The organism is Pseudomonas sp. MD330_10, assembly GCF_042610415.1.
GTDB lineage: Bacteria > Pseudomonadota > Gammaproteobacteria > Pseudomonadales > Pseudomonadaceae > Aquipseudomonas > Aquipseudomonas rhodesiae.
In genome coordinates, this window is record NZ_JBHGZU010000001.1 from 294726 (window position 1) to 317396 (window position 22671).

Here is a 22671-nt window from a genome sequence, read left to right on the forward strand (position 1 = left end):
AGCCGGGCGGCTTACTCGCCGTCCGGGCCGCGCAGGTTTTCAAATTGGGACATGCCGTCGGGGATCAGGTTGCGCACGATCGCTTCGAAATCGGCATGGACCAGATTTTTGGCCCGGTTCAACAACACCGGCAGCGGGCTCGAAGGCTCGTGCCGGGTGTAATACGCAAGGATTTTGTCGAGGCTGCGCAGCACGTCGTCGCGGCTGGCTATATCGCCAACCGGGCGTGGCGCCGCTGGAGCAGGGGCGAAGTCGACCGAGGGGGCACTGTCTTCACTGACGGCCTCGGGTTCGCTGCTGCTGTCGGTACCGGGTACCGCCTGATTGAGGACTTGCAGCGCTTGCTTGAGTGGCTGCTTCAATGCGCTCAGGTCCACGCCCTGGGCGGAACCGACTTGTTCGTTGACCTGCTGTTCAATGGCTTCGCAGGCCGCTCGCGCGGTGCTCAAGGCGTCGCGGGTGGCTTGCAGATGGTCGGGGTCGCTGTCGAGGAACGCCGCGTTGAGCTGCTGGGCGCCCAGTTGTTCATCCGGAAAGTGCATCAGGCCGCTGGCATTGAGCGCGGCGCGCAGGCTCACGGGGCCGAAGGTGCGCGAGCGCGTCAGGATGCTTTCGCGCAGTAGGCGGATGGTCGCGTCGCTGGTCAGGCCGGCCAGTGCATTGATGCGCACGGTGGGGTCGTTATCGTCGTCGGCGTCCAGGCGCGGGTGCAGGTCGGCCCAGTATTCGCGCAGCAGTGCGTCGATCAGCGTGAGAACTTCGGCCAGACCGGCCACGCCCTGCAGGGCCAGGGAGCTTTGCAATAGAAAATGGGTGATGCGCAGGTCTTTGCTGCGCTGCAGCAAGTCGAGGCTCTGCTGCTGGATGCTGCGCCATTCCGGCGGTTCGGCGGGCAGAATAGCGTCGCCCATGCTGCGCTCGGGTTGGCCCTTGGCATCACGCTCTAGCTGGAGAAAATCCGCGTCATATTCCATGTCTTCGCCACATGGCGAGTTCGCGGAAACGGCGGCGAGCAGCAAAGGCACATCCACTGAAATCGATCTCCCTATCGGCCCGTTAAATGCCGGGCAATTCATGCATTAGTTGCGCGAGGAACTTTGCATGTTTTCTTGGTCATATAAGCACGATGGTATTAATGTGCCATCATTGGTGTTCAAGAAGTTGTGCATTTTTGGTGTAGTACTTATGCCTTGTCAAGGTAAGCTATTCGCCCTCTGTGACAGATGTGCGGTGCTTAACAACCTGTGCGACTGACGGGTCGAAGCACGTACCGAGGCAGGATTTTTGTCATGCGGCCCAGTTAAGATCAGCGATCATGCTGGCAACTGCGGGTTGTGAAGGGTCGATTGCACGACCCGATGGGGATTTCCCGGGAATGTTCGGCCCGGGAATCGACCGCGCGCGAAGTATCAGCAAGGAGGCAAGATGTCGCTGTGTTTGACTATCACTAGTTATCACAAGATTACCCCCGGGCAATGTCCCGAAAAGTCCATGAATAAGGGCTCGATGGCGATCGGCCGCAGCTCGGATAATGACTGGGTATTGCCTGATCCCGAGCGCCTCGTGTCTTCCCAACATTGCGTTATTCAATACAAAGACGGCCGTTATTATTTAACCGATAACAGTACAAACGGTGTGGAGTTGGTTAACGCCGGTATTCGTATGCGCCGTGGCAATAGCGAACCTCTGCAGGACGGCGAGCTGATCCGCATCGGCGACTACGAAATCCAGGCACGCATTGATTTCAGCGTGCAAGCGGTTGAAAGCCAACCCTTTGCCGGTGAGTCGCCGAACAGCTTCGAAGCGCTGATGGGGGCCGTTGCCAGCCCCTCGGTGCCCGCGCCCATGCCGACGCCGGTGATCGCGCCGCAGTTCCAGGGCGCCTCGTCGATGGACACGCTGCCGGACCTGTTTGACTTCCTCAGCCCCACCGCCGTGCCGCCGCCCACCGTGGCCGACCACGTCCCCAGCGAACAACACGATTTCCGCCCGCCGACGCCGGTCAGTGTGCCGGTGGCAGAACCGCCGCTGGTGTCCGCTTCGGTGATCCCCGAAGACTGGGACCTGCTCAGCGACGCGCCGCCGCCGATTATCAGCGCACCGGCACCGATCCCATCGCCGCCACCGCCACCGCCGTCACCGCCGCTGACTCCGTCCGCCCCTGCGCCCGACGTTGCACCGCCGGTGGCCAGCGCCGGGCAGCCGGACCTGCTGCAAGCCTTCCTACGTGGCGCTGGCCTGGACCAGCTGCGCCTGGACAAGGCCGACGCTTGCGCGCAGATGGAAAGCATCGGCCGCAGCTACCGGCTGATGGTCGAAGGTCTGATCGATGTCCTGCGCGCCCGGGCCAGCCTCAAGGGCGAGTTCCGCATGCAGCAGACCATGATCCAGCCGGCTGAAAACAATCCGTTGAAATTCGCACCGAATGCCGATGAAGCGTTACTGCTGTTGCTGCGTCACGGCAACCAAGCGTTTATGGCGCCGGATGTCGCCGTGCGGGAAAGTTTCGACGACCTGCGCGCCCACCAGTTGGCGGTGATGGCGGGTGTGGAAGCGGCGATCAAACACCTGCTCAAGCGCTTCGAACCGGCGCAACTCGAAGAGCGCATGGGCAAGCCCGGCGGGCTCTCGGGTATTTTCAGCGGTTCGCGCCAGGCCCAGTACTGGCAGCAGTTCACCGAGCTTTACAGCAATATTTCCCGTGAGGCCCAGGAGGATTTCCAGGACCTGTTCGGCCGCGAATTCAGCCGGGCCTACGAAGAACACAGCGCCCGACAGCGGCGCTGACCGCCACACACGGATTAACGGATAGCTAAGTACGTCATTGAGGACGCAGGATGATTCCCAGGTTTTTACTCGCAGTCGCCACCGCGCTGCTGCTGACGGCGTGTGCCAAAGATGCCGCCAAACCCGACACCGCCGCCGAGGCTGACGCCGATACCGCGGCGGTCGAGCTGCACTTCCATGCGATTGCCGGGCTCAACCCCAGCGCCAATGGCCAGGCCGCGCCGGTACGGGTGCGGATTTTCGAACTGAAGAACGCCGCCACCTTTGCCCGTTCCGACTATTTCTCCCTGGCCGACCGCGCGCAATCGACCCTGGGCCTGGACCTGCTGGACCAGGACGAAGTGACGGTCCAGCCCGGCCAGCAGTTGAGCATTCAGCGCGACCTCGACCCGTCCACGCGCCAGATCGGTTTGCTGGTGGGCTACCGCGAACTCGACCGCGCGCAGTGGCGCACGGTGATCAACGTGCCGGCGCGTCAGTACACCGAATACCAGATCAGCCTCGATGTGCGTGCGGTGCGCGCCGACGTCGTGGTTACCCCATCCAGCCCTGCCCAATAAGCAATCGGAGCCCCCATGTCCTGGAACAATCGCGTGGTCTGGTCGGAAGGCATGTTCATCGGAACGCAGCACTTCCAGCAGCATGACCGTTACCTGGAAAACCTGATCGACGCCCGCAGCCGCCCGTTGTCCGCCGGTGCCTGGGGCTTTTCCGAGTTGCTGATCGACCAGGGCCTGTTGGCCCAGGGCAAGCTGGCCATCGTCACGGCGCGGGGCCTGTTGCCTGACGGCACGCCGTTCAATATCCCCCAGGACGACCTGGCGCCGAGCCCGCTGAACATCGATGACAGCCTGCGTGACGGCCTGGTGTACCTGGCCCTGCCGCTCAAGCGTGCCGGCGTGCGCGACACCGTCGACGAAGGCGAGGCCCTGGAAGCCGCGCGTTACGTGAGCCAAGTGCGTGAAGTGCGCGACGACAACGCGCCGTTCGAAAACCGCGCGCCGGTGGCCGTCGGCTCCCGCGCTTTGCGCCTGTTGACCGCCCAGGATGGCATCAGTGATTACGCGGCCATCGGCGTGGTACGCATCAAGGAAAAACGCGCCGACCGCGCGCTGGTGCTCGACGACAGCTACATCCCACCCGTGCTGGACGTGGCCGCAAGCAAACCGCTTACGGCATTTCGCAGCGAACTGCTGGGCCTGTTGCACCAGCGTGGCGAAGCTCTGGCCGGCCGCGTGGTGGCCTCGGGCGCTGGCGGCGCGTCGGAAATCGCCGACTTCATGCTGCTGCAACTGGTCAACCGCGCCCAGCCGCTGATCCAGCATTTCAGCCAGTTGAGCCCGCTGCACCCGGAGCGTTTCTTCAGTGAACTGGTAAGCCTGGCCGGTGAGTTTTCCACGTTCTCCACCTCGGGCCGGCGCCCTCAGGAATACCCGCAGTACCAGCACGACGACCTGGCCGTGAGCTTCGCACCGGTGATGGCGGCGTTGCGCGAGGCGCTGTCGATGCTGATCGACAGCAAAGCCACGCCGATCCCGATTGTGGAAAAAGCCTACGGCATCCACGTGGCGATGCTGGCCGACAAGACCCTGCTCGACAACGCCAGTTTCATCCTGGTGGTACGTGCCGATGTGCCTGGCGAAACCCTGCGCGCGCGCTTCGGCCAGCAGAGCAAAGTGGGTTCGGTGGAGCACATCCGCGACATGGTCAACCTGCAACTGCCGGGCATCGGCCTGGTGCCGTTGCCGGTGGCGCCGCGCCAACTGCCGTACCACGCGGGCTCGACCTACTACGAACTGGACCGGGGCAGCGAGCACTGGCAGCAACTGAGCAATTCCGGTGGTTTTGCCTTCCATATCGCCGGGCAGTTCCCGGGCTTGAACCTGGCCTTCTGGGCGATCCGAGGATAATCCGCGATGCATCCCAATGATGACGACCGCACCCAGTTCATGCCGCGCCCGGGTGGCCGTGCGCCGGAACCCGCGCGTGCAGAGCCCGCGCCTTTGTCAGTGCCCGCCGCGCCGATGCTCACCGGCAAGAGCCAGGGCCTCAACCCGCTGGAAAGCGCCGCCGGCCCGCTGCTGGCATTGCTGACGCGGCTGCGCAACACCATCGCCCACCCGGCGCCGGCCAGCCTGCGCGCGCAACTGTTGGCCTACCTGCGCCAGTTCGAAGAGCGTGCCGAGGCCGCCGGCGTGGCGCGCAACGAAGTGCTGCTGGCGCGCTATGCGCTGTGTACCGCCCTGGATGAGGCGGTGCTGAGCACGCCGTGGGGCAGCACCAGCGAGTGGGGCAAGCAGAGCCTGTTGATCACCGTGCATAACGAAGCCTGGGGCGGCGAAAAGGTCTTCCAGTTGCTCGACCATTGCCTGCAAAGCCCACGGGAACGCTTGTACCTGTTGGAGCTGTTGTACCTGTGCATGTGCCTGGGTTTCGAAGGTCGCTACCGCGTGATGAACGACGGCCGCAGCCAGTTGGAAGCCTTGCGCGAGCGCACCGCTGCGGCGATTCGCAGCGCCCGTGGCGAGCACGAGCGCGAGTTGTCGCCGCATTGGCGCGGCGTGACCGTGGCGCGAGATCGCCTGGCGCAATTTATGCCGCCGTGGATCGCCGTGGCCATCGGCCTGGCGCTGCTGCTGGCGCTGCTGTTCGTCTTGCGCATGCTACTGGCGGGGCAGGCCGAACCGGTGTTCAAGAATATCCATGCCCTGGGCGAGATCCCGGTGCAGAGCATCGATCGCCCTGTGGCGCAGCCCAAGGTCATCGAACGCCCGCGCCTGGCCGGCTTCCTGGTGGACGACATCAAGGCTGGCCGGGTGGCGGTGGAAGATGCCGTTGACCGCTCGGTGGTGACAATCCGTGGCGACGAACTCTTTGCGTCCGCCAGTTCCAGCATCGTCGATGACTACCAGCCGTTGATGCTGCGCATCGCCGACGCCATCCGCAAGGTCAAGGGTCAGGTGCGCGTGACCGGGCACAGCGATAACCGCCCGATTGCCACGCTGCGCTTCCCGTCCAACTGGGCGCTGTCTGAAGCGCGGGCCAAGTCGGTACTGGAGATCCTCGCCGCCAAGACCGGCCAGGGCGAGCGCTTCAGCGCCGAAGGCCGCAGCGACACTGAGCCGGTGGCCACCAACGCCACCGCCGAAGGCCGTGCCCGCAATCGTCGGGTTGAAATCACCGTATTGGCGGAGGGCGTCGAGTGAAGGCGTTTTTCAGTTTTATGATTCGCTGGGTGATCCCGGTACTGGGCCTGATCGCCCTGAGTCTGATCATCTGGTTTGTCGGGCCGTTGCTCGACGTGCTGGTGCCGCAAGGGCGCCGCTGGGCGTTGATCGTCCTGATGTTCGCGGTGTGGATCGCCTATCGCGTGTTCCGCATTATCCAGGCGCGCCGCCAGGCCGCCGAAGTGATGCGCAGCTTGGCGGCGGACGCCCCGGTGGACCCCAACAGCGTGGCCACCGCCGAAGAACTCGCCACCCTGCGCCAGCGCATGGACGAGGCCCTGGCGCTGCTCAAGAAAGCCAAACTTGGCGGCGACGAGCGGCGCAACCTCTACGAACTGCCGTGGTACGTGATCATCGGCCCGCCGGGTTCGGGCAAGACCACCGCACTGGTCAACTCCGGCCTGCACTTCCCGCTGGCCGCGCAGCTGGGCGCCGGGGCGGTGCGTGGCGTCGGCGGTACGCGTAACTGCGACTGGTGGTTCACCGACCAGGCCGTATTGCTCGACACCGCCGGCCGCTACACCACCCAGGACAGCAACTCGACGGTGGATAAAGCCGCGTGGCTGGGCTTTCTCGACCTGCTGAAAAAACAACGCTCGCGCCGCCCCATCGACGGCGCATTCATTGGGATCAGCCTTTCGGATTTGCTGCTCGGCACCGACGCCGAGCGCGCCGCCCACGCGGCGGCGATTCGCCTGCGGATCCAGGAGCTGTACACGCAATTGGGCGTGCGGTTCCCGATCTACCTGATGTTGACCAAACTCGATTTGGTCCCCGGCTTCATGGAGTTTTTCGACAACCTGAGCAAGGAAGAGCGCGCCCAGGTCTGGGGCATGACCTTTGCCCTGGACGACGGCAAAAGCACCGACAGCCCGCTGGCGCATCTGCAAAGCGAGTTCGCCGGCCTGGAACAGCGCCTCAACGAACGCTTGGTGGAACGCCTGCAACAGGAGCGCGACCCGGCGCGGCGCGACCTGATCTACGGCTTCCCGCAGCAATTCGGGGCCTTGAAGGATTGCCTGCAGAGCTTCCTCGAAGGTGTGTTCAAACCCAACGCGTTTGAAGAGCGTGTGTTGCTGCGCGGCGTGTATTTCACCAGCGGCACCCAGGAAGGCAGCCCCATCGACCGCCTGATCGGCGCCATGGCCCAGAGCATGAACCTGGACCGCCAGCACTTGGCGCGCCAGAGTGGCACCGGGCGCAGCTACTTCATCGAAAAACTGTTCACCGCCGTCGCCTTTGCCGAACGTGGCCTGGTGGGCGTCAATCCCAAGGTCGAGCGGCGTCGCAAGTGGATCGCGCGCGGTGTACTCGCGGCCACCGTGGCCCTGGTGGTGGTGGTCAGCGGCCTGTGGTGGGTCAGTTATCGCGCCAACCAGGCTTATATCGCTCAGGTCGACCAGAAGGTCGCGCCCCTGGGCCAGACCGTGCAAAACCTCAGCCCGGCACAGCGCGACGTGCTTGCGGTGCTGCCGCTGCTCAATGCGGTGAAGAACCTGGCGGGGGATTCGCCGAGTTGGTCCGAGGGCCTGGGGCTGTATCAGGGCGACATGCTCGAAGCCGAGTCCGCCAGCGTCTACCGCAAATTGTTGATTGCCGTATTCGCCCCGCGACTGGTGACGCGCATCGAGGAACAACTGCACGGCGGCGGCAATTCCGACTTCCTCTACGAAGGCCTCAAGGCCTACCTGATGCTCGCCGACAGCGAGCACTACGACCCGGACTTCATCAAGGCGTGGATTGCCCTGGACTGGGACCGCAACCTGCCACGGGACCTGCCGGCCGATCAGCGCCAGGCGCTGACCGGGCACTTGCAGGCCCTGTTCGAACGCCATCCGCCGAACGCACGCCTGGACCCGCGCCTGATCGACGACCTGCGTCGTCAATTGCAACAACTGCCGGTGGCGCAGCGTGTGTATGACCGGGTCAAGCGCCAGAAGCTGCCCGACGGTATCCCGGACTTTCGCATCAACGAAGCCGCCGGGCGTGATGCCGCGCTGGTGTTCAGCCGCAAGAGCGGCAAGCCTCTGGGCGAGCCGTTGAGTGGGTTCTTTACCGCCAAGGGTTATCGTCAGGCCTTCCTGCTGAGCAGCCTCAACCAGACCGGCACCCTCGCCGAAGAACAGTGGGTGCTGGGCCACGAACAGGCCGATCAACAGAACGTGGTGAGCCTGGCCGCCGATGTGCGGCGCCTGTATTTCCAGGACTACCAGCGCCAATGGGACGCCTTGCTGGCGGACATCGACTTTGTGCCGATCACCAGCGTGGCCCAGGCCGCCGACGTGCTGCGGGTGATCTCCGGCCCGACGTCACCACTGAAAAAACTGCTGGTGGCGGTGGCCAAGGAAACCGATCTGCAAGCCGAAGAACGCCAACTGGCCGCCAAGGGGGTGCCGGTCGAAGGCGGCGTCGACAAGCTCAAGGAACGCCTCGGCAGTCTGCTGGGCCAGGATCAACCTACGGCCAACGCGCCGGCAGCGACGGACGATCCAGTCACTGCGCACTTTGCCGAACTCAACAGCATCGTCAGCAAGAACGAAGGCGAACCGGCGGCCATCGACGGCCTGCTGGCGGACATGAATGCGCTGTATGTGCAGGTCAGCGCCATGGTCGGCGCCAGCGGCGATGCGTTGCTCGGCGAGGCGAAGAACCAGGCGGCGGCTGCGGCCACACGGGTCAGCCTGAATGCCGAGCGCCAGCCGCCGCTGGTGCAGGGCATGGTCAAGTCGGTGGTCAACTCCACCACCAACAGCATGATGGGTGGGGTGCGTAACCAACTGAACGCGGCGTGGGTCAGCGAAGTGGTCAACGTGTACCGCCAGTCGCTGGCAGGACGTTACCCGATGTCGCCGGGCAGCGCACGGGACGCCACCCTGGATGACTTCGGCCAGTTCTTCGGCGTGGGCGGGGTGATGGACAACTACTTCCGCAAATACCTGCAACCCTACGTGGACACCTCCGCGCAGACCTGGCGCTGGCAGCCGGGCGCGGCGCAGAAACTGGGGATCGCGCCGGGCGTGCTGCAAACCTTCCAGCGTGCCGCGACGATTCGCGATGCGTTCTTCCGCTCTGGCGGCACCCAACCGATTGTGCGGTTCGAGCTTAAACCGGTGTCGATGGACCCGAGCATCACCCAGTTCCTGCTCGACCTCGACGGCCAGCAACTGAGCTACGACCACGGCCCGAGCCGCCCGGTGGCGATGCAATGGCCGAACCCGGGCAGCATTGGCGTGGTGCGTATTTCCATCATGCCGCCATCGGCCAGTGGCCGTTCGGGCGTGACCCTTGACGGCCCGTGGGCGTGGTTCCGCCTGCTGGAACAGTCGGACCTGACCCCCGGCAATTCGCCGGACCGTTTCAACCTGCGCCTGCGGGTCGACGGTGCGAGCATCGCGTACGAGCTGCGCGCCAACAGTGCTTTCAACCCGTTTAAGAGCCGCGTGCTCAGCGGCTTCAGCCTGCCGGAGCGGCTATGACGACGTTGGGTTTCTACGGCAAATTGGCCAGCCGTGGCGATTTCGTCAGCCGCGCCTTGCCCCAGAGCTTTATCGGCCCGTGGGACAGCTGGCTGGCGGCGGGGTTGCTCGCCAGCCAGAACAGCCTGGGTGGTGACTGGCTCAATGCGTACCTGGTCAGTCCGCTGTGGCGCTTTGTGCTGGCGCCGGGTGTGTGCGGGCCGGACGCCGCCGCAGGTGTGGTGATGCCGAGCATTGACAGGGTCGGGCGGTATTTCCCGCTGGCAGTGGTGGCGCTGCTGGATCACGACACCAACCCCGCCTCGCTGGTGGGGGGGCCGGACGCCTGGTTCGAGCAGGCCGAGCAATTGCTGCTCGGCACCCTGGACAGCGGCGCAACCTTTGAAGGCTTCAACGAGGGCCTAGACCGCTTGGGCGTGCCGACCACTGAACCGCGTGCGCTCGACAGCCGCTTTGCGGGCTTGCAACGCGTCGCCGCGACCGTGCCCCAAGGGCGACTGGCCGCGCTGGCCGAACAGGCCTGCGAGGGCGCTAGCCTGTGGTGGGGCCGAGGCTCGCAACAGATTTCTCCTGGTTTATTGCGGTGTCAGGGCCTGCCTGCCGCCAGCGATTTTGCGCAGTTTTTGCTCGGACAAGAAGGTGTGGTGTAGATGGGGTCGACGTACAAATCCGCGAGCAAAAGCCATGTGGGCATGGTGCGCCAGGTCAACGAAGACGCCTGCCTGGACCTGCCGGAGAACCGCCTGTGGGTGGTGGCCGACGGCATGGGCGGGCATGCGGCGGGGGATTATGTCAGCAGCCTGATTGTCGACAGCCTGCGCAATGTGCCGCTGGGGCGCTCGCTGGATGAATACACGGCGGCGCTGCGCAATGATTTGGTGCGCATCAACGCCGCCGTGCGCGAAGAGACCGCCCACCGTGGCGTGACCATGATGGGCAGCACCGTGGTGCTCCTCGCCGCTCGTGGGCTGCGTGGCGTATGCCTGTGGGCCGGCGACAGTCGCCTGTATCGTCTGCGCGACGGCGTGCTCGAAGGCATTTCCCGCGACCACAGCTACGTGCAAGACCTGCAAGACAGCGGCCTGCTCAGCGAAGCCGAAGCCCGTGTGCATCCGCGCGCCAACATCGTCACCCGCGCCATCGGCGTGGAAGCGCACCTGAACCTGGCGACAGTCGACCTGTTAATCGCCCCAGGGGACACCTACCTGCTGTGCAGCGACGGCCTCAACAAAACCGTCGAAGACCATGAGATCCGTGAAGTGCTCGGCCATGACACGCCGGATGAAATCGTGCGCAGCCTGGTGCACCTGGGCCTTAACCGCGGCGCCCCGGACAACATCACCGCCATCGTCGTGAAGGTATCGGCATGAACATCCTGATTCCGGGTTATGACATCGAAGGCGAGATCGGCGAAGGCGCCATGGCCAGCGTGTACCTGGCGACCCAGCGCTCGCTGGAGCGCAAGGTGGCGTTGAAGGTAATGGCAGCGGCCCTGGCGGCCGACCCGAGCTTCTGCGAGCGTTTCCTGCGCGAGGGCAAGACCCTGGCGCGCCTGTCCCACCCCCACACCGTGACCATCCATGACATCGGCAATGTCGGTGAGCTGTACTACATGGCCATGGAATACCTGCCCAACGGCACGCTCAAAGAGCGCATCGCCGCCGGCATGACGCCTGAGCAGGGCGTGACGTTGATTCGCCAGATTGCTTCGGCCTTGGGTTACGCCCATGCCCAGGGCCTGGTGCACCGCGACGTCAAACCGGCGAACATCCTGTTCCGCGCCGATGGCACGGCGGTGTTGTCGGACTTCGGCATCGCCAAGTCCCTGGACGACCGCACCCAATTCACCCAGGCCGGTTTCGCCGTGGGCACCCCGAGCTACATGAGCCCGGAGCAGGCGCGCGGCCAGGAGATCGACGGGCGTGCCGACCTCTACGCCCTCGGCGTGGTGCTGTATGAAATTCTGGTGGGCGAGCTGCCGTACAACGGCACCGATGCGCTTTCCACCGCCCTGGCCCACCTGACCGAACCGTTGCCGGAATTGCCGGTGCATCACGGCCGCTATCAAGGCGTGTTGCGCAAGTTGTTGGCCAAAGATCCCGCCGACCGTTTTCCGGATGCGGCGGCGTTGCTGCTGGCGCTGGACCAACTGCCGGCGGATTCGCCGGAAGCCACGCTGGTGCGGCCGGTGGCTCTGCCGCTCAGTTTCGACCTGGCGGGGATGACGCCGGAATCCATCGAGATTCCTACCGGCAAACCAGAGCCACAGCCCACGCCGCCGCCAGCGCGCCAGCCGGTGGTCACCCCGACCCAGCACGGCGAGCAACGGCGCGGACCGGTGTTGGCATTGGCGGCCGTGGCGGTCGCGGTGGCATTGGCCATCGGCGGCGGCAGTTATTGGTGGATGAGTCGCAGCGATACGCCAGTGCCGCCGCCCACCGCCAGCCAGCCGAAACCGCCACAAACGCCGACTGCGCCGCCAGAGGTCAAACCGGCAGTGGCCGAAGCGGACGGCGGCGGCCGCCCGTTGCTGATGGCGGGCAAGAAAACCTTGTTCCAGCGCGTGCTGAGCAAGCCCGGCGCGAAACTCTCCGGCGACGCCGGCAGTGCGCCGGGCAAGGCGCTGCCGGCGTTCTCCGTGCTGTACGTGTACCAGCGTAAAGACGTGGGTGGCCAACCGTGGGTGCGCGTCGGCGCCGCCACCGATGGTCGCAGCGACGGCTGGTTGCCGGCCACTCAGGTCAGCGACTGGAAGCAGAGCCTGGTGCTCAAGTTCACCGAACGCTCAGGCCGCGCGCCGGTGATGTTCCTGCGTCAATCCGGCGAAGTGGAGAAATTGCTCGCCGACCCCGCCGCCGCCAAAAACGTGCTGGCCAAGGCGCAGAAAAATAGTGAAGACAACGGCCAGGTGCTGGCCTTGGAACCGGCCGCCAGCGCGGTGCCGCAGAACCAGTTTTATCTGCTGCCGATCTTTGATTCCAAAGAAAGCTTCGACGAAAACGGCCAGCCGGTGCAGTTGCTTAACGTAGCGTCCATCGACCCCGGCAGCAGCCCCGTGGCCAAGCCCGCAACGCCGATACTCAACGCCAACGCCGATGCGTTCCGCACGGCCGTGGTGTTGGTGGTGGACACCACTGTGTCGATGCAGCCGTATATCGACCAGGTCCGCGACGTGGTACACGAACTGCAAACCCGCATCGCCGAACGTGGCGAGCTGGACAGCGTGAGCTTCGGGTTGGTGGGCTTCCGTAACAGCATCAAGAAAACCCCTGGCCTGGAATACGTGGCTAAAACCTTGATCACCCTCGATCAGGGCCGCGACCCGCAACGCTTTCTCGACATGGCGCGCCAGGTCAAAGCCTCTACGGTCTCCAGCCACTCGTTCAACGAAGATGCGTTTGCCGGGGTGATGCAGGCCGTCGAAGGCATGGACTGGTCCGGCTACGGCGGGCGCATCATCCTGTTGGTGACCGACGCCGGCGCGCTGCGCAAGAACGACCCGTTCGCCGCCACCCAGATGAACGAAGCCGAAGTGCGCCAGGCTGCGTTGGGCAAGCAGATCAAAATCTACGCCCTGCACCTGCGCACCGACGCCGGCAAGAAAACCCACGCCGGCGCCGAAAGCCAGTACCGCATTCTTACCGCCGACGCCAACCCACAGATCGGCGACCTCTACACGCCGGTGCCGGGCGGCGACGTACGCAAACTGGGCGAGCGAGTGGATGAGATCGGCACGGTGTTCGCCAACCTCGTTCACCAAGTGCGCAGCAACACACCGCAAGCGGTGCCGACGCTCAGCTCGGCACCAAGCCTGGCGGATAAATCCGCGGCGGTCGGTTATGCGATGCACATGGACTTCCTCGGTCGCAAAACTGCGAGCCAGGCGCCGCAACTGGTCAGCGCCTGGACCGCCGACCGCGACCTGACCAACCCGGCGCTGCCGGCGTTCCAAGTGTGCGTGATGCTGACCAAGCTGCAGCTCAACGATTTGCAGCAATCGCTCAAGCTGATCGTCGACGCCGCGCGCAAAACCCAGACCTCACCCAAGGACTTCTTCCAGGAAATCGCCAGCGCCTCGGCCTACATGAGCCGCGACCCGCAGGCCCTGCGCAAGGGCGGCAACCTGGCCGACGGCGGCATCCTCGGCGAATACCTGGAGGGCCTGCCGTACCGCAGCAAGTCGCTGAACATGACCCAGGATTTGTGGTTGTCGCTGAGCGTGGCCGAGCAGGAAGACTTTATCGACGAGTTGGATTCGAAAATCCGCCTCTACGAAACCTTCCACAACGACGTGGCCAACTGGGTCCGTTTCGGCGATGCCGAGCCGGGTGACGCGTTGTACCGCGTGCCCTTGTCGACGCTGCCGTGATGCTGAACCTGAGCGCCGTGCACAAGAGCCGGGGCGCCGGTAGCCAGCGCTACAGCCTGGTGATCCCGGCGCTGCACCTGCGTGCGGGCGAGCAAGTGGCGATAGTCGGCCCCAGCGGCTGTGGCAAAAGCACCTTGCTGGACCTGCTCGCACTGGTGCTGGCGCCGGATCAGGTAGGCCGCTTTGAGTTCAATCAACAGGACATTGCCGGGCTGTGGCGCGCCGATCAGCAATCGACCTTGGCCCGGTTGCGCAGTCAGCACCTGGGTTACGTGTTGCAAACCGGCGGGCTACTGGGGTTTCTGGATGTGCGCGGCAATATCGCGTTGTCTCGCCAGCTACTTGGCCTGAAGGATGACGGCAGCGTGGCGCGCCTGGCCGACCAATTGGAGATCAGCGACCAGTTGGGCAAGAAGCCTTCGGCGTTGTCGGTGGGCCAGCGCCAGCGCGTCAGCTGTGCCCGTGCCTTGGCCCATGCGCCGCAACTGGTATTGGCGGACGAACCCACGGCGTCCCTCGATCCGTTGAATGCCGAGCGGGTCATGCACGCCTTGCTGGCTCAGGCCCGTGAACATCGCGCCGCCTGTGTGATCGCCACCCACGATGAGCCGTTGGCTCGCGCAAGTGGCTTGCAGGTTCGACGCATCCATTGCCGACGCGACAACGACGGTGGCGTCACGGCGACGCTGGGGGAGGCCGGTTGATGCGCATTCCTCTGGTGGCGTCGATCGCCTGGCAGGACTACCGCAACGACGCGTGGCTGTCGGCCTGCTCGGTGCTGGCGTTGGTGGCGGTGATCGCACCGTTGCTGGTGTTATTCGGCCTGAAATTTGGACTGGTCAGCAGTTTGACCGAACGTTTGGAGACGGACCCCGCCACCCGTGAAATTATTCCGCTGGGCGGTGGTCGATTCAGCAGCGCGTTTATCGAGCAACTGGGTCAACGGCCGGACGTGGCGTTCGCCATCCCGCGTACGCGGCAGATTGCGGCCACGGCGCAGGTGGGCACGTTGGTGCTGGAGATGCTGCCGACCGCGCCGGGCGATCCGCTGCTTGGCGGTTTGCCGGTGCCTCAGGGGCTGGAGCAGATCGTCCTGAGCCACACCGCCGCCGAGAAACTCGCGGCGCGGCCCGGTGACTGGCTGGAGGCCAGTTTCGCGCGGCAAGTGGCCGGGCGTGTCGAGGCGCGTCATATGCGGTTGCAGGTGCTGGCGGTGTTGCCCCTGGAAGCGTTCGCCCGGGACGGACTGTTCGCCGGGCTGGGCTTGCTCGAAGCGGCGGAGGACTATCGCGACGGCCGTGCGGTGCCGGCGCTGGGGTGGGACGGTGAGGCGGTGGGCGTGGGTGAGCAGCGCGTCTACCCGGCGTTTCGTTTGTATGCGCGCGGCCTCAACGATGTGGAGCCGTTACGAGTGTTTTTTGCAAGGCAGAACATGCTGGTGTCGACCCAGGCGTTGAGCATTGCACAGGTGCAATCCTTGAGTCGCAACCTGTCGATTGTGTTCTGGATCATCGCCGGGTTGGCATTGGCCGGGGCGTTCGCGGCGATTTTCGCCGGTGCCCTGGCCGCGGTGGCGCGCAAGCGTCGAGAATTGTCGGTGCTGCGCCTGCTGGGGTTTTCCACCGGTGCGCTGTTGCTGTTTGTGGTGTTGCAGGCGCTGTACAGCGCGGGGTTTGCCGCCGTGTTCAGCGCCGGGTTATACGGCCTGGCCGAGGCGGGGTTGAATCAATTATTCGTGCAGGTGCCGGGCGAACACGCCAGTCATCTGTTGGCGCATCACTATGGCTTGGCCCTGGTGGCCGTGCTCGGCGTCAGCGCCGTGGCGGCGGCCTGCGGCGGTTGGCGGGTGGCGCGTATCCAGGCTTCTGAAGGGATCAGAGATGTATAAGTTATTGGGCGCCTGTGTGGCGCTGAGCCTGGCCTCCCTGGCCTGGGCCGATGAAGCCAGCGACAAGCTGGACAACCCCAAACCGTTGCCGGATGACGTGAGCCTGCCGCTGCCCTGCGAAGGCAACATGGTGTTCCGCTACGCCTACGTGTTGGCCCAGGGCACTCTCGATGACCGTGAGATCAGCCTCGGTTACCCCTTCAGCGAAGGCGAAGCCGGTTACCAGCAGTCTTTTATCTCCGGCTACCGTCGCGACTTCATCAACGGTCAGTTCACCCTCAAAGACCTGCCCAAGGACTGGAGCAAAGTCATCACGCCGTTGATGCCCAAGACCGACGCCAAAACGCCGCTCAAACCGATGCTGTATTTCATCGGCAAGTATGAAGTGACCGCGCGCCAGTACGCCCAGGTGATGGCCCAGGCGCAGTCCCTGGCCAGTGGCGAGCCGGCCCCGGCCTGTGACGCGCCGACCGGGATGGCCGCGCGTTTGCCCAAGGTGAAGTTGTCGCGGTTTGAGGCCGAGCGGTTCTCGGCGGTGTACAGCGCCTGGCTGCTCAAATATCACCGGGATGCGCTGCCGGTCAGTGGTCGCGGCTCGTCCGAGGACGATGGCGGTGTGGGCTTTGTACGCCTACCCACCGAAGTGGAGTGGGAATTCGCCGCTCGCGGCGCCCAGGCCGTGAGCCGTCAGGACCTGGAAGGGCGGCTGTTCCCGCGTCGCACCGAAGGCAGCGACAGTGACGGCCCGCTGGGCGACTACGCTGTCTTCAACCAAGTGGCCGGCGGTACTGGCCAGGCCGCGCGGTTGATGCCCATCGGCACCAAACTGCCCAACCCGATCGGCATGTTCGATGTGATTGGCAACGCTGCGGAAATGGTCCAGGAATCCTTCCAACTGGTACACGCAGGCCGTCGTCAGGGCACCTATGGCGGGTTCGTGGTCAAGGGCGGCAACTACCTGGAAGGCGAGGGCACGTTGTTCACCGGCATGCGCCGTGAGTACCCATTGTTCGCCGCCGACGGCACCGAGCAAAGCAACGAGACCACCGGTTTCCGCGTGGCGATTGGCGCACTGTCGGCGCCGCGCTCGCGCTACAAGGAGCTGTTTGCGCAGTGGCAGAAAGAAGGTCGCCTGGCCTCGCTGACCGATGCCATCGACGACGCTCAGGACCCGACCAAGCGCCTGGACAGCATCATCGCCGCCAGCGTCGACCCCAAGCTGCAAGCCGAATTGGGCCTGGTCAACGAGGAACTCAAACGCAACGTATCGCTGATCGCTCAACAGCGCGAAGAAGCGGCGGGTAACCTGATCCAGTCGGCGGCCCTGGTGGCCGAGACGATCAGCAACTACAACATTCGGCTGATCAACTTGCAGAAGAGTCGGCAGCAGGCGGTGGACAACAAAGACGACGCCAGCGCGCAGCTGTTCGCCACGGCCATCGACAATGGCCGAAGCGCGCTCGACGGCGCGGTGGCGATCTATATCGACAACCTGGCCACCGGCACCCGCTATACCGATGCGGTGATCCAGGCGCAGTTTCAACGGATCAAGGAAGAGTTGGATCGCAAACCGGTGCTCGGCAAGAGCCTGGTGACGCGCGCAACACTGTTCGTTCGCCATGTCGGCAACTACCGCAAGCAACAGCGGGCCGACCCGGCAACGATCTTGAAGGAATTGCTCGCAGCGAGCGGTCAGCGGTCTTGATCGTTGGCTGTATGGCGAGCTTGGAAGGGACTCAGGCGGCATCGGCCGTGCTGGGCAAGTCAAACTTAGAAGAGAACACAACTTATGCTTTTTTCCCGTAAGGCGGTTTCCAAGCGTCACTTGCTGCTGATTGCAGCCGGTTTCAGCACCGTACTGACCGGTTGCGCCACGTCGCCGGCCTCCAAGGTCGCGTCGAGCACCAAGGTCGAGTACTACCCAAGCTGCTACGAGCCGGTCCAGCACCTGCGTGCCACCGATTCGGACATGACCAAGTCGGTCGTTACCGGCGCGGCCATCGGCGCTGCCGGCGGTGCCCTGCTGGGCGTGTTGAGCGGCGACAAGGACAAGCGCGGCCGTAACGCCGCCATCGGCGCGGCGGGCGGTGCCCTGGCCGGCGGCGCGGCGGGTTACTACACCGAGCGTCAGAAGCAGATTGCCGACGACAACCAGCGCATTGCGTCCTACGCGGCCGACGTCAACAAGAGCGCGTCCGACATCGACCGCAGCACCGCCTACGCCAAAGCCTCGCAGCAGTGCTACCAGAGCGCGTTCACCAAGCTGGTGGCCGATCGCAAAGCCAAGACCGTCAACGACACCGAAGGCCGCAAGCGCCTGGCGGAAATCGTCGCCGGCCTGAAGGAATCCAACGACCTGATCGTAGCGGTCAACGGCAAAGCCGCCGAAGACCTGAACAACTACACCCAGGCTTACGAGAAAGACCTGCAACAGGTCGGCGTGCAGCGTAACGACGTGGTGACCGTGGCCACTGCCGATACCACTCCGGTGGTTGCTCCGGCCAAGGGCAAAAAGGCTGTGAAACCGGCCAAGAAGCCAGTGCTGCCGGTGGTGCCGAAAGAAGCCGTCGCTACCGAGAAAACCCTGCAGACCGCGCAGACCAAGCAAGCTGAAAGCAAGCAGGTCGCCAGCGCCGGTAAGGCACAGATCGAAGGCACCTGCCGCGATCCAAACCTGGCCGACTGGGCACCGGTCCCTTGCCCTAACGTTTAAGCAACATGTTGCTATAAGCGTTAAACGCCAGCCGATCTCCCGCTAAAGCGCGAGATCGGTGGCGTTCTTCCGACAAATCGCTACACTGCTGCGGCCACTCAATAATTACACCGAGGCCGTGTGCATGAAATTTCGTCTTCTCCTGTGGGTGCTGGGCCTGATGATGGGCAAAGCCAGCCGCACCAACCCTGCCTTTCAGCAACAGCTGGGTGATAAAGACCTGGCGTTCCAGTTGCAGACCCTCGACGGCAAGGTTGCCCGTCATTTCATCGTCAAAGATCAGCGCATCACCAGCCGCTCGGGTGTTCACCCCGCGCCGGCGTTTGCCATTGCCTTTAAAGACGCCGCCTACGGCTTCGCCACGATGCAGGCGAAAAACAAGCAACTGGCGTTTATGACGGGGATTCAGGACAAGTCGATCCAGATCAAGGGCAATCCGGCGCTGGTAATCTGGTTCCAGGGGCTGACGAAGTACTTGAAGCCGAAGAAAAAGAAGTAGGGCTCTTCAGCTAGACCGAGTTGGATTTATCGGGGGCAAGCCCCCTCCCACATTTGGAATGCATTCCCATGTGGGAGGGGGCTTGCCCCCGATAGCTATATGACAGGCGCTACACTCAGCCCTGAGTGAATTGCGAGGCCAATTCGCGCAGCAAGACTTCGGCGTCCAGCACCTTACCCACCACTTCGTCAGCTTTGTCCCGGCTCAAGCCCAGACGCTCAAGCAGTGCATCCGGGATCGCTTCGTCCGGTCCGGAACCGATCCCACGGCTGCGCAGCAGGCGAACGGCCAGGCACACCAGGTTCGGGTACTCGGCGTAGTTGCCGTCGTAGGTCGGGTCGTGCTGGAAGCGCAGGGCGGTGGATAATTCGTCCGGCATGTCCCAATAACGCATCAACCAGGCGCCGATCTGCTCGCGGCTGATGCCCAGCAAGTGCTGTTCCACATAGCTGTGGCACAGGTGCGGGTTGACCTCCAAGTGGCGGCAGATCAGCGAGAAGTGCGGCGGGAATACATGGGCCAGCAACAGGTAGCCAAAGTTGTGCAGCAGGCCTGCGAGGTACGTCAGGCCCGCTTCCGGGCGCTGGGCGCGGGGCATGGCGCGGGTCAGGCCCTCGATCACGGCCGCGGTGTAGATCGACTGGTGCCAGTACGGCGTGGCCTGTTGCGGATGGTCTTTGGGCAGGCTCAAGGTTTTGCCCAGGGCCAGGCCCAGCGCCAGGTTGATCACCAGGTCGAACCCCAGCACGCGCACAATGGCGTCTTCCACGGAGCGGATTTTGCCCGGCGACGCGTAGTACGGTGACGCCGCCCAGCTCACCACCTGCGCCGCCAGCGCCGGGTCGGTTTCCACCACGCCGGTGATGTCGTCGATGGTGGCGTTGGGGTCGACCCGCAGCTTGATGATCTTCTGCGCAGTGTCGGCCAGCGGCGGAATTTCGATGGTCGCTTCCAGACGCTGCTGGATACGGCGAGCGGTGAAGGCCTGCATCGCCTGGGTGATTTCCTCGCGGTCATCATTAGGGCGGTCGAGGTTCGGGCGGATATTGCTCAACGGCTCGCCGAATTGCGCGGCGCTGGCCTTGGTGAGCATCGTCTTGAAGGCATCGGTGGGGATTTCCAGCAGCAGCCCGGCTTCGCCCGAATGCACCAACAGGCTCGGCTCGTTGAGCAGGCTGCCTTCGTACAGGCATGGCGAACTGGTGAGCGGCGGCAGGCCCGGCAGCAGTTTCAGGTCGTGCTTGTCCAGCATGCGCTTGATGCGATCCGGCGCCACGGCGGTCAGGCGACGCCCAGTGAGTTCGGCGAGGCGGTTGAGGTCCAGCAGTTGGTTCTGGGGAAACAGCACCATCAGTGCGCCCACCGCGTCTTCCAACAGCACGGCCTGCACCTTTTGCGCAGGATTCAGGCCCGGTTGTTCGGCGACTTCCGTGTAGCTGACGGCAAGCTTGGCGAGCAGGGCGCGGATAACCGGCGGGGCGGCCAGCGGGGCTGTGGCGTGGGCAACTTCTGACATGGCCTGATCCAATTTCGTACAGTCACCGAAGTATAACCAGCTTGATACAAGTGTTGGTCGGATAAGTGCTTTTTGTGACCCGGTTGGGGATCCGCGACGCCTTTTGCTTCGGCAGCGTCAAACCTGGCCGTATTGCTGACCGTGCCGCAGCCAGCGATCCAACAGCGGGCTGACATGATCCGGCCAGCGCTCCAGCAGGGCTTGCGCCGCATCGCGGACGGCCGGCAGCAGGTCGGCGTCGCGCATCAGGTCGGCCACTTTGAACTGCAACAGGCCGGTCTGGCGCGTGCCGAGCATTTCACCGGGGCCGCGCAGTTCGAGGTCTTTTTCGGCGATGACAAAACCGTCGTTGGTTTCGCGCATGATGCCCAGGCGCTGGCGGCCGATCTGCGATAGCGGTGGGTGGTATAGCAGCACGCAGTGGCTGGCGGCGCTGCCTCGACCGACGCGGCCGCGCAGTTGGTGCAATTGCGCCAGGCCCAGGCGTTCGGGGTTCTCGATAATCATCAGGCTGGCGTTGGGCACGTCCACGCCGACTTCGATCACCGTAGTGGCCACCAGCAGTTGCAGGTTGCCGGCCTTGAATTCGGCCATCACCGCCGCTTTTTCCGCCGGTTTCATACGACCATGGATCAGCCCGACCTTGAGTTCGCCCAAGGCGCTGGTGAGGTCTTCGTAGGTGGTTTCGGCGGCCTGGCAGGTCAGCTCTTCGGACTCTTCGATCAGCGTGCAGACCCAGTACGCCTGGCGCCCTTCGGCGCAGGCACCGCGCACGCGCTCGATCACCTCGACCCGCCGCGTATCGGTGACCAGCACGGTGTTGACCGGGGTGCGACCGGGCGGCAATTCGTCGAGGATCGAGGTGTCGAGGTCGGCGTAAGCGCTCATCGCCAGAGTGCGTGGGATTGGCGTGGCAGTCATGATCAGCTGATGCGGGCTCATGCGTCCGCCCACGCCTTTCTGGCGCAGGGCCAGGCGTTGCTGCACGCCGAAGCGGTGTTGTTCGTCGATGATGACCAGCGCCAGGTTCTTGAACTGCACTTCGTCTTGAAACAGCGCGTGGGTGCCCACCACCATGGGGGCGCCGGCGGCGATCTGCTCCAGGGCGGCTACGCGGTTCTTGCCCTTGAGCTTGCCCGCCAGCCACGCCACCTCCAGGCCCAGCGGTTCGAGCCAGCGCTTGAAGGTGATGAAATGCTGCTCGGCGAGAATCTCGGTAGGCGCCATCAGCGCCACCTGGTAACCGGCCTCCAGGGCTTGCAGCGCGGCGAGGGCGGCGACCACGGTCTTGCCTGCGCCGACGTCGCCCTGGATCAGGCGCAGCATGGGTTCGTGCTGGCTCAGGTCGTAGGCGATTTCGTTGCCTACGCGCTGCTGGGCGCCGGTCGGCGTGAAGCCGAGATTGGCCAGGTATTGCGCGGGCAGACGCGTGGCCTTGGGCATCGCCGGCGCGCGCAGGGAGCGCATGCTTTCGCGCAGGCGTTGCTGGGACAGTTGGTGAGTCAGCAACTCTTCGAAGGCCAGGCGGTGCTGGGCCCAGTGATGACCCAGGGCCAACTCGTCCACGTCGGCATCGGCGGGGGGGTGATGCAGGTAGCGAATCGCATCGGCCAGTGGCGCCAACTGGTAATCGCGGGCCAACTCCAAGGGCAGCCAGTCGGGCAGGCTGGTGGGGCCGAGCATGGACAGCGTCTGCATGCACAACTGGCGCAGGCGCTGTTGAGTCAGGCCTTCGGTGAGCGGGTAGATGGGGGTGAGGGTGGTATCTACCGGTGGCGGTTCGTCGCCGGTGATGGCGCGGTATTCCGGGTGGTAGATCTCCAGGCCCGAGGCGCCGGGCCGGGCCTCACCGTAGCAGCGCACGCGGGTGCCGCGCTTGAGGCCCTCTTTCTGCGCATTGCTGAAGTGGTAGAAACGCAGGCTCAGGCCGCCGGTACCGTCCTGCAAGCGCACCACCAGGCTGCGGCGCTTGCCCATCACCACATCGGCACCGCTGACGGTGCCTTCGATCACCGCATCCTGCCCAGGGCGCAAGTGGCCGATGGGCACCACGCGGGTGCGGTCCTGATAGCGCAGGGGCAGGTGGAACAGCACGTCCTGGAGGTTCTCCAGGCCGACCTTGGCCAACTTCTCGGCCATGGCCTCACCGACACCCTTGAGTGCCGTCACCGACACCTGCGACAGCTCAGTCATACG

The 22671-nt window shown here is 64.4% G+C and carries 16 protein-coding genes; 13 read left to right on the forward strand and 3 right to left on the reverse strand.

Features of this window, described 5'->3' with window-relative positions; all coding sequences use genetic code 11:
- Positions 1 to 11: 11 nt before the first annotated feature.
- Positions 12 to 1031, reverse strand: a complete 1020-nt coding sequence (gene tssA, locus ACFZPT_RS01325; protein WP_034101505.1) for a type VI secretion system protein TssA — start codon at positions 1029 to 1031, stop codon at positions 12 to 14.
- Positions 1032 to 1425: 394 nt separating this feature from the next.
- Here tssA and tagH point away from each other — a divergent pair, with 394 nt between their 5' ends.
- The 13 genes from tagH (at position 1426) to ACFZPT_RS01390 (ending at position 18959) form a co-directional block, all read left to right on the forward strand.
- Positions 1426 to 2787, forward strand: a complete 1362-nt coding sequence (gene tagH / locus ACFZPT_RS01330; RefSeq protein WP_034115466.1) for a type VI secretion system-associated FHA domain protein TagH — start codon at positions 1426 to 1428, stop codon at positions 2785 to 2787.
- A 50-nt stretch (positions 2788 to 2837) separates the two neighbouring features.
- Positions 2838 to 3347, forward strand: a complete 510-nt coding sequence (gene tssJ, locus ACFZPT_RS01335) for a type VI secretion system lipoprotein TssJ (RefSeq protein ID WP_047881779.1) — start codon at positions 2838 to 2840, stop codon at positions 3345 to 3347.
- Between the two features lie 15 nt (positions 3348 to 3362).
- Positions 3363 to 4697: a type VI secretion system baseplate subunit TssK gene (tssK, locus tag ACFZPT_RS01340; RefSeq protein ID WP_034101502.1), complete on the forward strand. Its 1335-nt coding sequence runs from the start codon at positions 3363 to 3365 to the stop codon at positions 4695 to 4697.
- A 6-nt stretch (positions 4698 to 4703) separates the two neighbouring features.
- Positions 4704 to 5993 carry a DotU family type VI secretion system protein gene (locus ACFZPT_RS01345; RefSeq protein ID WP_034101501.1) on the forward strand — a complete coding sequence of 430 codons (1290 nt, stop codon included), beginning with the start codon at positions 4704 to 4706 and terminating at the stop codon, positions 5991 to 5993.
- The gene (gene tssM / locus ACFZPT_RS01350) at positions 5990 to 9490 is read left to right on the forward strand and encodes a type VI secretion system membrane subunit TssM (protein WP_379554926.1); all 3501 of its coding nucleotides are present in this window, start codon (positions 5990 to 5992) and stop codon (positions 9488 to 9490) included. Before ACFZPT_RS01345 ends, tssM begins: the two co-directional genes overlap by 4 nt.
- Positions 9487 to 10140, forward strand: coding sequence for a type VI secretion system-associated protein TagF (gene tagF, locus ACFZPT_RS01355; RefSeq protein ID WP_034115463.1), 654 nt, complete (start codon positions 9487 to 9489; stop codon positions 10138 to 10140). The genes tssM and tagF overlap by 4 nt, the downstream gene beginning before the upstream one ends.
- Positions 10141 to 10860: a PP2C family serine/threonine-protein phosphatase gene (locus ACFZPT_RS01360; protein WP_034115462.1), complete on the forward strand. Its 720-nt coding sequence runs from the start codon at positions 10141 to 10143 to the stop codon at positions 10858 to 10860. It begins immediately after the preceding gene.
- On the forward strand, positions 10857 to 13859 hold the full coding sequence (locus ACFZPT_RS01365; protein WP_099312925.1) for a serine/threonine-protein kinase: 3003 nt from the start codon (positions 10857 to 10859) through the stop codon (positions 13857 to 13859). Before ACFZPT_RS01360 ends, ACFZPT_RS01365 begins: the two co-directional genes overlap by 4 nt.
- Entirely contained in the window at positions 13859 to 14563 is a 705-nt protein-coding gene (locus ACFZPT_RS01370; RefSeq protein WP_034115460.1) for an ABC transporter ATP-binding protein, read from the forward strand. The genes ACFZPT_RS01365 and ACFZPT_RS01370 overlap by 1 nt, the downstream gene beginning before the upstream one ends.
- Complete coding sequence (locus ACFZPT_RS01375; protein WP_099312924.1) at positions 14563 to 15747, forward strand: ABC transporter permease; 1185 nt, start codon at positions 14563 to 14565, stop codon at positions 15745 to 15747. Before ACFZPT_RS01370 ends, ACFZPT_RS01375 begins: the two co-directional genes overlap by 1 nt.
- Complete coding sequence (locus ACFZPT_RS01380) at positions 15740 to 17452, forward strand: SUMF1/EgtB/PvdO family nonheme iron enzyme (protein ID WP_040266752.1); 1713 nt, start codon at positions 15740 to 15742, stop codon at positions 17450 to 17452. Before ACFZPT_RS01375 ends, ACFZPT_RS01380 begins: the two co-directional genes overlap by 8 nt.
- Positions 17453 to 17536: 84 nt before the next feature.
- A complete protein-coding gene (tagQ, locus tag ACFZPT_RS01385; RefSeq protein ID WP_034101493.1) occupies positions 17537 to 18460 on the forward strand; it encodes a type VI secretion system-associated lipoprotein TagQ in 924 nt (307 codons plus the stop codon).
- Between the two features lie 124 nt (positions 18461 to 18584).
- Entirely contained in the window at positions 18585 to 18959 is a 375-nt protein-coding gene (locus ACFZPT_RS01390) for a hypothetical protein (protein ID WP_003195530.1), read from the forward strand.
- A gap of 115 nt (positions 18960 to 19074) precedes the next feature.
- Here the strand turns inward: ACFZPT_RS01390 and ACFZPT_RS01395 are convergent, their stop codons facing one another.
- Together ACFZPT_RS01395 and recG are read right to left on the reverse strand one after the other, a co-directional pair.
- Positions 19075 to 20475, reverse strand: a complete 1401-nt coding sequence (locus ACFZPT_RS01395; protein WP_034115456.1) for an aminoacyl-tRNA deacylase and HDOD domain-containing protein — start codon at positions 20473 to 20475, stop codon at positions 19075 to 19077.
- Positions 20476 to 20592: 117 nt separating this feature from the next.
- On the reverse strand, positions 20593 to 22668 hold the full coding sequence (gene recG, locus ACFZPT_RS01400) for an ATP-dependent DNA helicase RecG (RefSeq protein ID WP_034101491.1): 2076 nt from the start codon (positions 22666 to 22668) through the stop codon (positions 20593 to 20595).
- Between the last annotated feature and the right edge of the window lie 3 nt (positions 22669 to 22671).